The following is a 13,120-nucleotide window of genomic DNA, read 5'->3' as shown; positions in this document are numbered from 1 at the left end:
CTTCACCAACGGAATAAAGACCCGGTACAATCGCGTCCGGATCATCCTTGGTCGGGTTGATCACTTCGCCATGATAGTTACAGGGTATGCCGCCCATATTATAATGGACCGTCGGAACGACCGGCAAAGCTTCGCGGGTCAGGTCGACGCCAGCAAAAATCTTGCCGGTTTCTGTGATACCCGGCAGCCGTTCGGCCAGCACTTCAGGCGCGATATGGTCGAGGTGGAGATAGATATGATCTTTCTCCGGCCCAACGCCGCGGCCTTCGCGGATTTCGGTCGCCATGCAGCGCGAGACAACGTCACGGCTAGCCAGATCCTTGGCGCTCGGAGCATAGCGTTCCATGAAACGCTCGCCTTCACTATTGGTCAGATAACCGCCCTCGCCACGTGCGCCTTCGGTAATCAATACGCCCGCACCGTAAATGCCGGTCGGGTGAAACTGGACAAATTCCATGTCCTGCAATGGCAGACCAGCGCGCAGCACCATACCGCCGCCATCACCGGTGCAGGTGTGGGCAGAGGTTGCGCTGAAATAGCAGCGGCCGGCACCGCCGGTGGCCAGTACCACAGCGTGGCTGCGGAACCGGTGGATCGAACCGTCTTCGAGACACAGAGCGATCACGCCCCGGCATTCGCCGTCTTCCATGATCAGGTCGATGGCGAAATATTCGATGAAGAAATCTGCGTCATATTTCAGGCTCTGCTGGTAGAGCGCGTGCAGCATCGCATGGCCGGTACGGTCGGCTGCGGCGCAGGTACGCTGGACCGGAGGCCCCTCGCCCATATTCTGCATATGGCCGCCAAACGGGCGCTGGTAGATGGTGCCGTCTTCGTTGCGCGAGAACGGCACGCCGGCATGTTCCAGCTCGTAAACCGCCTGCGGTGCTTCGCGCACCAGATATTCGATTGCGTCCTGATCGCCGAGCCAGTCCGATCCCTTGACCGTGTCATACATATGCCAGGTCCAGTGGTCGGGCGTGTTGTTGCCCAGAGATGCGGCGATACCGCCCTGCGCTGCAACCGTGTGCGAGCGGGTCGGGAAGACTTTGGTGATACAGGCTGTTTTCAGGCCCGTTTCTGCAGCGCCCATGGTCGCGCGCAGGCCGGAGCCCCCGGCGCCGACAACCACAGTGTCATAGGTGTGATCGATGATCTTGTAAGCAGGCTGGGTGGATTGTTCAGTCATTATGCTACCACTCCGGTAAAGGCTATTTTCGCGACCGAGAAAATTCCCAGCGCCGCGCCGCCGATGGCGAAAAAGTTGAGCAGGATGATCAGGCCGAACCTGACTCCATGATCCGGAACATAATCCTCGATCAATACCTGCAATCCGATGCGCAAATGCCAGAAGATGCTGACCAGCATCAACATCATCGGCACAGCGACCAATGGCGAAGAAAGCCATTGGATAATCAACTCATGCTCGTAATTAGGCAAACGGATGAGTGAAAAGACCAGCCACAAGACCAGCAGCAAATTGCTCACTGCGGTGACCCGCTGCATTACCCAATGATGCGCGCCTTCTTGCGCTGATCCGAGGCCGCGCACCCGGCCGATATTGGTTCCTGAACCCATGATCTGATACCTAACCTGTCAAAAATTCTTGAAAACAATGTAGAGCCACATCGAGCCGGTGGTGATGACCGCAGCCAAAGGCACGGCGACCGACCACATTTTATTGGTTTGCAGTTCGTAGCCCGCACCCGCATCCATCACGAAATGGCGCAATCCGGAGAACATATGCTCGAAAAAGGCAAAGCTCATCCCGACGAGAATAATATAGCCGAGATAGTAAAAGTTGAACCAGCTTAGAAAATATTCATAGCTCTCCGGTCCGGCCGAAATGGCGTAGAGCCACCAGACCAGCAAGGGTACACCGACCAAAGCCATGCCGTCACCGGTCACTCGGTGGAGAATGGACACCAGCATATGCGGCCCCCATTTATACACCTGCAGATGCGGTGAGAGCGGTCTGTTCGATTCTGAGCCTGATGCGCCGGCCATGGTATTCCCCTGAACAATCTCTCCGGATCATGCCGGAGTCTTTGAAATCAAACCAATGCTTTAGCGAAAAGCACGTATCATGCAAACCGGATGCGCCTGATTTAGGCATTTTATTAGTGCAAAATCGTGCAGCAGGGATGCAAATCATGAAATCTGCATCATCCATGGACGCGCGGCCGTTGTCGTTCTAGTCAATCCAGCATGAGCAAATCAAAAACACATATATTGGTAACCGGCGCCAGCCGAGGCATTGGCGAGGCTATTGTCGACTCGCTTGATCGGGACAACGTGACGGTCGTTGGACAAAGCACTAAGGGCAAAAATGACCTCATCGCTGCTGATTTCTCGCAGCATGGCGCCGCCGCCATGCTCTGGGAGCAGGCGCTTGAAAGGCTCGACGGGCGCGTCGACGTGCTGGTCAACAATGCCGGGCTGTTCGAACCGAATCCGATCGCTTCTGACGACTGGCTGGAAAGCTGGAACCGGACCATGACCATAAACCTGACGGCATCTGCAGAGCTTTGCCGCCTCGCGGTCCTGCATTTTCAACAGCGCAATGAGCCGGGCCGCATCATTAATATCGCCAGCCGGGCCGCTTATCGCGGGGACAGTCCCAACCATTGGCATTATGCAGCGTCCAAGGCCGGGATGGTGGCGATGACCAAGACCATCGCCAGAGCCTATGCGAAAGACGGAATTCTCGCCTTCGCTATCTGCCCCGGCTTCACCATGACCGATATGGCGGAGGATTATCTGGAAAGCCGCGGCGGCGACAAATTGCTCGCCGACATTCCGCTGGGCCGGGTCGCACAGCCCGAAGAAATCGCCTCGATCGCCCACTATTGCGCGCTTGACGCCCCGCCGAGCATGACCGGCGCAGTGCTCGACGCCAATGGCGCGAGTTTTGTCCGATGATCGCCCGTGAACTGCTTGATACTGCGCTCATCCCTGGCGGCGGTGAACTCCGCCTGTTCCGCCGCGAACTCAAGGGTGCGGACGAATATTCGATCATGCTCGGCCGGATCGAGCTGATGAACAGCCGGCTGAGCGGATCGGAAGAAGCGCTGGCCACTTTAACCTGCGGTCGCCTCGGGGTGAAAAACCCACGGATATTGATCGGCGGCTACGGGATGGGCTTTACCTTGCGCGCTGCTCTGTCGGTTTTGCCACCGCAGGCGCATGTCGAGGTGATTGAACTGATCCCCGCCATCGTAAAATGGGCGCGCGGGCCGATGGCCGATCTGTCGCAGAAATGTCTCGACGACAGCCGCGTCACCATTACCACCGGTGACGTGTGCGATGTCATCAACAAGGCAGACCGCGAATATGATGCCATATTGCTCGATGTCGATAATGGTCCCGACGGCCTGACCCACGAAGCCAATGACCGGCTCTACAGCATGGCGGGACTGGCGATGGCCAAGAAGGCGCTGCGTTCGAACGGTATATTGGCGGTCTGGTCTAGCGAAGGCGATACGCGGTTTACGTCACGACTGAAAAAATCCGGTTTCACGGTTGATGTGAATAGCGTCCCGGCGCGGAGCAATGGCAAAGGCGCCAAACACACGATCTGGCTGGCAAACAACGGCTAGCGGCGACTGCAGCGTTCAGAAACGGATATCAAACGCCGTAAAACTCACCAGACCAGCGATAGCCAGAACAATGCTGCTCGCAGCCAGCGCGGCTACCGCCGACCGTCCGTTCTTCCAGCCAGCGGTAAAGCCGGCAACGCCGGTTTTAAAAATCATATTGGCCAATACCGTCATCGCCAGCACGAAGCCTGCAAGATTGGAAATTATCGTGTCCGGCGCCAGCGCCCCCAGCGTTATTATCGCGGCATCAACATCAAATGACCCCATGATCAAAACCAGATAGGCAATCCCGCTGGTACCGAATTTGGCCTCCGCCCACCGCGCGGCCAGCGACATCACCGCAACCGTCAGCGCGAAGAAGAAAGCGGGTAGTAAGCGCACAGGGTTCCGCGTTTCCACGCTCTTATCCGTCTTCGCAGCACCGCTGCGGCGCAACAGCAGCAAGCCGATGGTTCCCCCGACCAACGCGGCCGGTGTCAATATCATCGCCAGCGGAATGAAGGCGAAATTCGCAAGGATGAAGGTCAACAACAACACCCGGACATACATTACCGACGACGCCAGCGCGATACCGGCCGATAATGTGCGCCTATTGCTATCTTCGCCGCGCAACCGCTGGGCCAGCGATGCGGTGACCGCGGTGGAACTATAGGCGCCGCCAATAACCGCGGTCACAACCGTTCCGTGGGCCTCGCCAAATAGCCGGTTGGCGATATAGCCGGCAAAAGACAGGCCGGTGACCAATATGACAACAAACCATAATTGCTGGAGATTGAACGCATCATATGGCCCGAAATCACGGTTCGGGAGAAATGGCAAAACTGCAAGGGCGATCAATGCAAAGCGGATCATCACATTGATATCGGTCGATCCGAGCTTGCCCAGAAATCCATGGAGTTCCGACCGCATCGACAGCAATCCTGTCGTAATCGCCGCTCCGGCCATGGCCAGCGCGGGATAACCGCTCCCGGCCAGAAGCCCGAGACAGAGCGTCAAAAGCGAGACTACAAAATTGGTGATGCTGCGCCCGTCCGGTTCGTGGATCGTCTTGGCGTGACTGAATCCCAACATGATCACTATGCCGGCAAGCAGGATCGCTGCCATTATCAGATTGAGGCTTTGCGCAATCAGCGCGACCAGACCGCCAACGCCGGCAATCAGACCGAAAGTACGAATTCCGGCAACCCGGGCGCCCTTGCGCTCGGCCCGCATCGTCCAACCGCGCTCGACACCGATCAGCAAGCCTGCCGCCAATGCGATCGCAAGGTCGCGGTAAATCAACCACTCACCAGAGAAATCTGTCAGCATTGCCAATATAATGTCCCGTCGCGGATGTCGGTTTTGGCAAAGCTCATCTGCCGTTGGTTAGATTGATGCCAGCATTTACCTATACGTAATTACCCATAAGCTGCCTCGGAACAGTGCAAGATACCGGCCTACTGCCGCGCTTCGGCGCTCGCATCGCGCAGTTCCTTGAATTCGGAACCGGCCTTCCATTCCGGCCAGTCCTTTGAGTAAGCAAGTCTGTTGCCGATGTCGAACATCACATCGATATCCTGCACCGCGCCGGTCAGGTTCCAGTCCGGCGACCAGGCATCGCAGGCCGCGTGATAACATTTGCCGGTATAGTCATCGATCCACTTCTGGCCTGCTTTCCTGCCGCCCGCTACCAGATCGGATGCGCCAGCAAGGCTCATCATCAGGAGAACCGGCACGCCGCGCTTTGCCAAGGAGAAATGATCCGCACGAAAAAACAGGCCGCGTTCGGGCAGGCTTTCTTCGGTAACCACACGTCCCTGCAATTTTGCAAATTTGGCCAGATCGTCTTCCAGTGTCCCCTGGCCCTTGCCGACTAATATCACGTCCTTGGCCTTGCCCGCTGTTTGCAGGACATCAATCGCCAGATTGGCAACGGTTGTTTCGACCGGATAGATCGGATTCTGCGCATAGACTTCGGAGCCCAGCAAGCCGCGCTCTTCCGCGGTCCATGCCGCGATCACGATGGTCCGGTCAGGCTGCGGCATGGATTTGAACTTGCGGGCAATTTCCATGATGCCGGCCATGCCGAGCGCATCGTCATTGGCGCCGGAACGATAAATGTTCCCGTCCGCGTCCGGCGGACCCTCGCCATAAGCATCCCAATGGGCGCCAAAGATGACCGTTTCTTCAGGCCGTGACTTGCCGGTGATCTTGCCAAATACATTCTGGCTTTTCACAACCTCCTGTTTCACCGGATAGGAAGCTGCGAATGTCGCGCCGAGCGGCACTGGTTTGAAATCCTTGTTTCTCGCTGCAACCCGCAATTTTGCCAAGTCCAGCCCCGCATCGTCGAATATTGTCTGCGCAGCACCTCCGCTTATCCACCCCTGCAAAGCCAGGCTCGTCATCTGACCATCGGGCTTGACGGTCCCGTAATTCTCACCCTGCGGGCTTTCGACCACGCTCCAGCCGTAGCCCGCGGCTTCGGTCTCGTGGATGATCAGCGCCGCTACCGCGCCGCGCCGCGATGCTTCTTCGAATTTATAAGTCCATCGGCCATAATAGGTCATCGCACGACCACCGAATTTGCCAGCAACCGGCTCGTTCGCGGCGGCGGCAAAGTCAGGGTCGTTGACCAGAAATACGGCGACTTTTCCTGTCAGGTCTGCATCTTTGAAATCGTCCCATCCGCGTTCCGGTGCGGTCACACCATAGCCGACAAAAACCATCTCTGCGCCAGCAACAACCGCCTGATCCTTTGGCTGGAGCGTCGACACGTAGATATCCTTGCCGGCCTGCATCGGCTTGGCTGAACCGTTTCTTGCTATCGATAATGTTTCCGGCTTGCCCAGTGTCGTGTGCAACAACGGCACCGGCTGAGTCCAAGAGCCGTCGACACCACCGGGTTCGAGCCCCAAAGCCTCGAACCGTCCGATCAAATATCCGATCGTCCTTTCTTCGCCGACAGTCCCCGGAGCGCGCCCTTCAAACTGATCCAGTGTCATCGTCTTGACCGTGCGGGTGATTTCTGCAGCGCTTATCTCGATCGGCTGGTCCGCTTCCTGGGCGTTGACCGGCGAGAAGATCATCATGGCGGTGGCGGAAAATAATGTAGCTTTGCGGCCTAGGGACAATGAAAAACTCCTGAAAAATCGATAATATGGACAATATTAGCTTATCAACCTGCTTTTGCACGAGAAGTTTTTTACGCTATCTTTTGCACTAATGCGCTTGCTCGGCTAACGGCTGCCGATGCTTAATTTCAGTAATATAACCGTGCGCCTCGGCGGCACTGTAATCCTTGATGGTGCAACCGCTGCACTGCCCCCCGGCGCGCGCGTCGGGATGATCGGCCGCAATGGCGCCGGCAAATCGACTCTGATGAAGGTTATTGCAGGGTTCCTCGAACCCGACGACGGCAGCGTCGACATGCCCAAGGATGCCCGAATGGGCTATATCGCGCAGGAAGCGCCGGCTGGTCAGGATAGCCCGCTGGATACCGTGCTCGCCGCAGATGTCGAGCGCGCATCCCTGCTTGCTGAAGCGGAAACCGCCGCCGACCCGCACCGGATTGGCGAAATCCACGAACGGCTCAACATGATCGAGGCGCATAGCGCTCCGGCACGCGCAGCCAAGATATTGATCGGGCTGGGCTTCGACGAAGCCGCCCAGCAGCAACCGATGGACAGTTTCTCCGGCGGCTGGCGTATGCGCGTCGCGCTCGCGGCTCTGCTATTCTCGCAACCTGAAGTATTGCTGCTCGATGAGCCGTCAAACCACCTCGACCTCGAAGCGACTCTTTGGCTTGAGAATTTCCTGACCAGCTATCAGGCGACCATCCTGGTGATCAGCCATGAACGCGATCTGCTCAATAATGTCGTCGACCATATTCTTCATCTGCAGCACGGCACAACCACACTTTATCCCGGCGGCTATGACGCGTTCGAGAAACAGCGCGCGGAACGGCAGGCCCAGCTCGCCTCCTCGCGCGAGAAGCAGATTGCCCAGCGCGAGAAGCTCGAATCCTACGTGTCCCGCTGGGGTGCCAAAGCCCATAGCGCGAAACAGGCGCAGAGCCGGGTCAAGGCGCTCGCCCGCATGGAACCGATCGCCGCTGCGATTGACGATCCCTCGCTGACCTTCCATTTCCCCAGCCCGGCAGAACTGAAACCGCCTTTGATCACGCTTGATGACGCTTCGGTAGGCTATGGTGACAATATCATCCTGTCCGGCCTCAATATGCGGCTTGATCCCGATGATCGTACCGCATTGCTCGGTCGCAACGGCAACGGCAAGACCACACTAGCCCGGCTGCTCGCTAGCCAGCTTGAGCCCAAGAAAGGCGCGATCAACAAATCGGCCAAGCTGACCGTCGGCTATTTCACCCAATATCAGGTCGAGGAACTGGATACCAACGACACGCCACTGGAACATATGACGCGGCTGATGAAGGACGCCAAGCCCGGCGCGGTGCGCGCGCAGCTTGGCCGTTTCGGCTTTTCCGGCGACAAGGCGACGATATTGGTCGGCAAGCTCTCCGGCGGCGAACGCGCGCGCTTGGCACTGGCGATGATCACCCGCGATGCGCCGCATCTGCTGATCCTCGATGAGCCAACAAACCATCTCGACGTCGACGCCCGCGAAGCATTGGTCCACGCGCTCAACGAATATAGCGGCGCTGTGATCCTGGTCAGCCATGACCGCCACATGCTCGAGCTGACCGCCGATCGCCTGATGATGGTCGATAGCGGCAAGGCCGAGGAATTTTCCGGATCGCTCAAGGATTATACCGACTTCGTCCTCGGCAAAAACCAGCCCGGGTCCGCCTCGGGCAAGGCCAGCGGCGGCAACCGCAAGGAAGAACGCCGTGCCGCAGCCGAACGCCGCAAACAGCAAGGTGAATTGCGCAAGACCGTCACCGCTTCGGAAAAGCAGATGAAACTCCTCGGCGAGGAAGTTTCCCTGATCGATCGCGCGATGTTCGATCCGGCATCGGCTGAACCGAAACACGCCAGCCTGTCGATGACCGAGCTGATGAAGCTGCGCGCTGAAACCCAGGATACACTGGATGCAGCCGAAGCAAAATGGATGGAGGCCAGCGACAAGCTGGAACAGGACAACGCCAATGGCTGATCGGGCGCTGCGGTGACCACGACCTGGAAAGTCTCGCTCCCCTGCACCCGCGCCGAAGCGGATATGCTGGCGGAAGACCAGCTGTTCATAGCGGGTAGCGATTCCACCCCGACGATTGTCGCCAGCGAACGTGACAGCAAGCGCCCCGACGAATGGATAATCGACGTCTATTGCCAGTTCGAACCGGACACCGCGCTGATCGACAATCTACTGCAATTGTCGCCGTCTGCCGAAGCAGCCGCTTTCGAACCGATTGTCGAAATGCTCGATGACGAGGACTGGGTAACGCTCAGCCAGCAGGGTCTCGAACCGCTGCGTGCTGGCCGTTTCCACGTTCATACGTCCAGCGACATGCCGTCAGATGATCCCAAGCTGACCAATCTATGCATCGATGCCGGTCAGGCCTTTGGCACCGGCCATCATGAGACAACGATGGGCTGTCTGCACAGTCTCGACCGGCTCAAGCGCACCGGCCACCGGTTCCGCAATATCGCAGATGTCGGCACCGGCACCGGCCTGCTGGCTTTCGCCGCTTATCATCTCTGGCCCGACGCCAAGCTCGTCGCCAGCGATATCGACCCGATCGCGGTCGCGGTAACCGAAGAAAATTGCCAACTCAATACGATCGCGATGGGTAATGGACGGGGCCAGATCCGCATCCTGCAAAGCAACGGCCTCGATCACCCGGCGCTAGAACAGCGCGCGCCCTATGACCTGATCATCGCCAATATCCTAGCCGGCCCTCTGGTCGGCCTAGCCCCGCAAATCGCCGCTGCCGCTAGCGCCGGAACCGTGCTCATCCTCGCCGGTTTACTCGCCCGCCAGAAAGCCGAAGTCGTCAGCGCCTATCTCCGCCAGGGATTTCGCCTGAGACACACAAGGCTAGAGGATGAATGGCCGTGCTTGACTTTGGTCAAGGCCAAGAAATATGGCCCAGTACGCCAGCCGAAGCGGAAGAAATCGCCGCTGGCTCCGGATTATTTCGGAGAGATTTAGGGTTGTGCTCAACACTTGATGTGGAACTCTGTGTGGAAACGCATGCAATCAGACGACCGGATAAATTCGGGGAATGATGCACCTGTCGCTGGAATCCCACAGAGATGAGCGCAATCACGATAACTCCGTCATGCCAGCGAAGGCTGGCACCAAACCAATGGCGAGTGGCGGAACCGCTGCGCCCTCATTCCCAATCGGCTTAGGCCCCAGCCTGCGCTGGGGCGACAGAGCAGAAAATGAAACCGGCCCTTGCTGTACAGTTTTCGGTGAGGCGCAATATCGTCAGAACTCGCACGAAGCCGCGAAGCCACAAAGACTGGACTTACGCGCGCAATTCTTTGCGGCTTCGCGTGAGTCCAATACGGACGCTCACCACGGATCGGCGTGCGATCAAACGACCACAGCCTCACCCGATTGCGAAAGCGCATAGGCCTGCGTCCCTTCGGTCAGCACCACGTCACTCTCGATAATCTCGGCAATCTTGATATCGGGCAAGCTCGCAATCTTGTCGTAAACCGGCTTGAAATCGGTCTCCACCGTCACCCGCAGCAACTCGTCCAAACTCGGGATGACGAAATAATTCTGCTGGTAATCGTCGATCCGGTACTCGGTGCGCAGCACCCGTTCGAGATCGAACAATATCCGGTTGGGGCTGGGATCGTCGAGCGCGAAGACGCTCTCGCCATAGCTGGACACAATGCCCGCACCGTAAATCCGCAAGCCTTCCGCTTCCTGGATCAGGCCGAATTCCACAGTATACCAGTACAGCCGGGCCAGCTGTTTCAGCGTGCCATATTTCAGCGCCCTTAAGCCCCCGCGCCCGTAAGCCGCCATATAATCACCGAATCTTTGGTCTGCGAGCATCGGGACATGGCCGAAGACATCATGGAAAATATCCGGTTCCTGCAAATAGTCGAGCTGGTCACGCCGCCGGATGAAATTGCCCGAGACAAAGCGCCGGTTAGCGAGATGGTCGAAAAAAACATCATCCGGAACCAGACCGGGAACCGCGACAACCTGCCATCCGGTGGCATCCATCAGGATCCGGTTGAGTTCGTCAAAATCGGGGATGCCTGGCTGCGACAGTTTCAATATATCAATGCCGTCGAGAAACGCCTGCGCCGCCCTGCCCGGCAGCATTTCCTGCTGGCGGGCAAATAATATGTCCCAGGTCTCGTGCTCTTCCGCCGAATAGCTCTGCCAGTCCTGATCAATCGTCCAGTCGGCATTTGCGTGCGGTGGCGGCTTGTCATAGACATGGTTGTCAGGCTTGGCAGGTTCGGTGGTTTTGAGCATGGGGCATCATACATCATAAAAGGTTTCAATGGCAACTACGGCACGAAAATGGTTGAGAAACGGAGCGCTTGCGCTGGGCGGGTTGATCGCTTTCTATCTGCTCGCAGCTCTGGCCGGCAGCTTGCTGCCCGCCAATCAGGACTGGCAAAGCCCTGATGATGGCGTAGATTTATTCATCGAGACCAATGGCCTGCACACCGGAATCATCATGCCCCTATGGAGCGACGTCCATGACTGGACTGCTCTGGTCCGCCCCGAAGATATGACCGACCCGTCACGCTACGGCAGCCATATATTGGTCGGCTGGGGCCATGAAGGCGTCTATCGCAACACCCGCGAGTGGACCGACCTGCGGCCCGGCGACGCCTTGAGCGCGGTTTTCGGCAGCAGCGATGTGCTTATCCACGTCTACCACCTGAGATATCCACAGGCTTATCCCTATTACCGTCGACCCCTGAAAGTCAGTCACGAGGAATATCGCAAAATCGCGACGGCAATAGAAGCCCAATTCGCGCTCGACGATCACTACCGCGCCCAACCGTCACCCGGCTATGGCAAGGATGACCTGTTCTACGAAGCCCACGGCTATTACAGCGCGTTCAACAGCTGCAACAACTGGACCAGCGACATCCTGCAACAGGCCGGTGTCCGTACCGGGCGCTGGACCCCGTTTCAGGGCGGCGTGATGCGCTGGGTGCCGGAAAGCGTGGAGTGAGCGGCTCACGCCGAACCTGTCTGACGGCAGTTCTCGGCGGATAGATGTCCTTCGACAAGCTCAGGACGAACGGATTATGGCGAAGACGAACAGGTTATCCCTAATATGTCGTTCGTGGTGAGCATGTCGAACCACGCCTCTCGTCTGGGCAAGGCCTTTCGCTCTTTGGGCAAGCTCGCGACCAACGATAAAGCCGCTAGCCGCCCACCATATCCCGCAAGGCCGCCCGGTCCCTGATCGTCACGGACCCATAGCCCGGCTCGACCAACCCAACGCCCTGCAGCCTGGCCAGCGCCTTGCCCAGTGACACCCGCGACACCCCGACCAGATCGGCCAGATCCTGCTGGGTGACCATGATCTCTGTACCATCGCCCTGATCGCCACAAAGCTGGAGCAGCGCCACCGCCAGCCTTTGCGGCACCGACAGGCTGCGGCTCGACTCGATCAGGTCAAACGCCTCCTGCACCGTCAGCGCCATCGTCTTGAGCAGCAGCCCGATGACCGCCGGATCGGAATCCATCAAACTCTGCAACTCGCTTTGACCGATCCGGATCAGGCGGCAGTCGCTGCCGGCAATTGCATCCACCGTGCGCGGGAATTCGCCCATGAAAGCCAGTTCACCAAATGTATCGCCGGCACCGATCAGCGCGAACAGTGTCAACCGTCCATCTATGCCATAGCGCCCGACCTGCACCGATCCGCTCTCGATATACCAGAATTCCTTCGCCACATCACCGCGCTGCTGGATGATCTGGCCTTTGGCAAAGGTCCGCAACTGCCCGCGCGACAGCAGATCGCGGCTAATCCTCTCGGGAAGTGCTTTCACAAAGCCAGTCCCGGCCATCGGAGCGGGAGCGTTCATGGATAATGGCAAGAATGATAACTAGTTTGCATTTCTGAACGAATAGATCGGCTAGAAAAAATCCGCAAGCAATCCTCTGGGAGAGACATCATGCGTCCTGAGCTATTAGCAATCACCGGCATATTCCTCGTCTTCGGACTTCTGGAATTTTTCCGCACCCGTCTGTTCAGGAAGCCGGAGCAGACCCGCGACGATGCGATGGTCGAGATTATCGGCTCGTTCGTGCTGCTGGCAATCACCCAGCCTGCGATCATATTCGCCGCCCATTTCATACTCGGCAGCGCGGCTCCCGAATGGCAAGGCGCTCTGGCCGGCATCCCCCTGATCGCCGCTATCGCGCTGTTTCTGGTCTTCGACGACATGATGCAATATTTCTGGCACCGCCTGTCGCACAGCGTCCCCTTCCTCTACAATCTGCACCGCTCGCATCATAATGCGAAATACATGAGCGTCCGCCTCGTCTACCGGAACAATATCTTCTATTATCTCACCATGCCGAGCATCTGGTTTTCCGGCGCCCTGATCTATCTCGGTCTCGGC

General features: G+C 57.9%; 13 protein-coding genes. 6 read left to right on the top strand and 7 right to left on the bottom strand.

The annotated features are described in order from the left end of the window. The 3 genes from V7680_RS12435 to sdhC all read right to left on the bottom strand — a co-directional run. The coding region (locus tag V7680_RS12435) for an FAD-binding protein (RefSeq protein WP_335653595.1) at nucleotides 1-1,189 on the bottom strand (1,189 nt) is incomplete at its 3' end. Continuing rightward, nucleotides 1,189-1,578, bottom strand: a complete 390-nt coding sequence (sdhD, locus tag V7680_RS12430; protein ID WP_335653594.1) for a succinate dehydrogenase, hydrophobic membrane anchor protein — start codon at nucleotides 1,576-1,578, stop codon at nucleotides 1,189-1,191. The genes sdhD and V7680_RS12435, both read right to left, overlap by 1 nt. An 18-nt stretch (nucleotides 1,579-1,596) precedes the next feature. Then, complete coding sequence (gene sdhC, locus V7680_RS12425; RefSeq protein WP_335653593.1) at nucleotides 1,597-2,007, bottom strand: succinate dehydrogenase, cytochrome b556 subunit; 411 nt, start codon at nucleotides 2,005-2,007, stop codon at nucleotides 1,597-1,599. A gap of 201 nt (nucleotides 2,008-2,208) precedes the next feature. Between sdhC and V7680_RS12420 the strand changes: the two genes are divergently transcribed. After that, nucleotides 2,209-2,922: an SDR family NAD(P)-dependent oxidoreductase gene (locus V7680_RS12420; RefSeq protein ID WP_335653592.1), complete on the top strand. Its 714-nt coding sequence runs from the start codon at nucleotides 2,209-2,211 to the stop codon at nucleotides 2,920-2,922. Further along, nucleotides 2,919-3,599 carry a spermidine synthase gene (locus V7680_RS12415; protein ID WP_335653591.1) on the top strand — a complete coding sequence of 227 codons (681 nt, stop codon included), beginning with the start codon at nucleotides 2,919-2,921 and terminating at the stop codon, nucleotides 3,597-3,599. The genes V7680_RS12420 and V7680_RS12415 overlap by 4 nt, the downstream gene beginning before the upstream one ends. A 15-nt stretch (nucleotides 3,600-3,614) precedes the next feature. Here the strand turns inward: V7680_RS12415 and V7680_RS12410 are convergent, their stop codons facing one another. After that, on the bottom strand, nucleotides 3,615-4,907 hold the full coding sequence (locus V7680_RS12410; RefSeq protein WP_335653597.1) for an MgtC/SapB family protein: 1,293 nt from the start codon (nucleotides 4,905-4,907) through the stop codon (nucleotides 3,615-3,617). A 128-nt stretch (nucleotides 4,908-5,035) separates the two neighbouring features. Beyond that, complete coding sequence (locus tag V7680_RS12405; protein ID WP_442955021.1) at nucleotides 5,036-6,670, bottom strand: M20/M25/M40 family metallo-hydrolase; 1,635 nt, start codon at nucleotides 6,668-6,670, stop codon at nucleotides 5,036-5,038. Nucleotides 6,671-6,830: 160 nt separating this feature from the next. Here V7680_RS12405 and V7680_RS12400 point away from each other — a divergent pair, with 160 nt between their 5' ends. Beyond that, nucleotides 6,831-8,711: an ABC-F family ATP-binding cassette domain-containing protein gene (locus V7680_RS12400; RefSeq protein ID WP_335653590.1), complete on the top strand. Its 1,881-nt coding sequence runs from the start codon at nucleotides 6,831-6,833 to the stop codon at nucleotides 8,709-8,711. 12 nt (nucleotides 8,712-8,723) lie between these two features. Then, on the top strand, nucleotides 8,724-9,707 hold the full coding sequence (locus V7680_RS12395) for a 50S ribosomal protein L11 methyltransferase (RefSeq protein ID WP_335653589.1): 984 nt from the start codon (nucleotides 8,724-8,726) through the stop codon (nucleotides 9,705-9,707). 390 nt (nucleotides 9,708-10,097) lie between these two features. Here the strand turns inward: V7680_RS12395 and phhA are convergent, their stop codons facing one another. Continuing rightward, nucleotides 10,098-11,003 (bottom strand): phenylalanine 4-monooxygenase, encoded by a 906-nt coding sequence (gene phhA / locus V7680_RS12390; protein WP_335653588.1) that lies wholly within the window; start codon nucleotides 11,001-11,003, stop codon nucleotides 10,098-10,100. A gap of 52 nt (nucleotides 11,004-11,055) precedes the next feature. On the opposite strand from phhA, the gene V7680_RS12385 reads away from it, so the two are divergent. Beyond that, complete coding sequence (locus tag V7680_RS12385) at nucleotides 11,056-11,718, top strand: TIGR02117 family protein (protein WP_335653587.1); 663 nt, start codon at nucleotides 11,056-11,058, stop codon at nucleotides 11,716-11,718. 196 nt (nucleotides 11,719-11,914) lie between these two features. Here the strand turns inward: V7680_RS12385 and V7680_RS12380 are convergent, their stop codons facing one another. Then, complete coding sequence (locus tag V7680_RS12380) at nucleotides 11,915-12,580, bottom strand: Crp/Fnr family transcriptional regulator (protein ID WP_335653586.1); 666 nt, start codon at nucleotides 12,578-12,580, stop codon at nucleotides 11,915-11,917. Between the two features lie 90 nt (nucleotides 12,581-12,670). Between V7680_RS12380 and V7680_RS12375 the strand changes: the two genes are divergently transcribed. Next, a partial coding sequence (locus V7680_RS12375) for a sterol desaturase family protein (protein ID WP_335653585.1) occupies nucleotides 12,671-13,120 on the top strand: 450 nt, incomplete at its 3' end.

The sequence above is a fragment of the Parasphingorhabdus sp. genome, assembly GCF_036963705.1.
Taxonomy (GTDB): domain Bacteria; phylum Pseudomonadota; class Alphaproteobacteria; order Sphingomonadales; family Sphingomonadaceae; genus Parasphingorhabdus.
This window is presented reverse-complemented; position numbering and strand designations above follow the sequence as displayed.

Bases quoted from the DNA above. Each gene is read 5' to 3' on its own strand.
- V7680_RS12405 (WP_442955021.1), bottom strand. From the start codon at position 6,670: ATGATGATCTTCTCGCCGGTCAACGCCCAGGAAGCGGACCAGCCGATC.
- V7680_RS12410 (WP_335653597.1), bottom strand. From the start codon at position 4,907: ATGCTGACAGATTTCTCTGGTGAGTGGTTGATTTACCGCGACCTTGCG.
- V7680_RS12415 (WP_335653591.1), top strand. From the start codon at position 2,919: ATGATCGCCCGTGAACTGCTTGATACTGCGCTCATCCCTGGCGGCGGT.
- sdhD (WP_335653594.1), bottom strand. From the start codon at position 1,578: ATGGGTTCAGGAACCAATATCGGCCGGGTGCGCGGCCTCGGATCAGCG.
- sdhC (WP_335653593.1), bottom strand. From the start codon at position 2,007: ATGGCCGGCGCATCAGGCTCAGAATCGAACAGACCGCTCTCACCGCAT.
- V7680_RS12400 (WP_335653590.1), top strand. From the start codon at position 6,831: ATGCTTAATTTCAGTAATATAACCGTGCGCCTCGGCGGCACTGTAATC.
- V7680_RS12420 (WP_335653592.1), top strand. From the start codon at position 2,209: ATGAGCAAATCAAAAACACATATATTGGTAACCGGCGCCAGCCGAGGC.
- phhA (WP_335653588.1), bottom strand. From the start codon at position 11,003: ATGCTCAAAACCACCGAACCTGCCAAGCCTGACAACCATGTCTATGAC.
- V7680_RS12380 (WP_335653586.1), bottom strand. From the start codon at position 12,580: ATGAACGCTCCCGCTCCGATGGCCGGGACTGGCTTTGTGAAAGCACTT.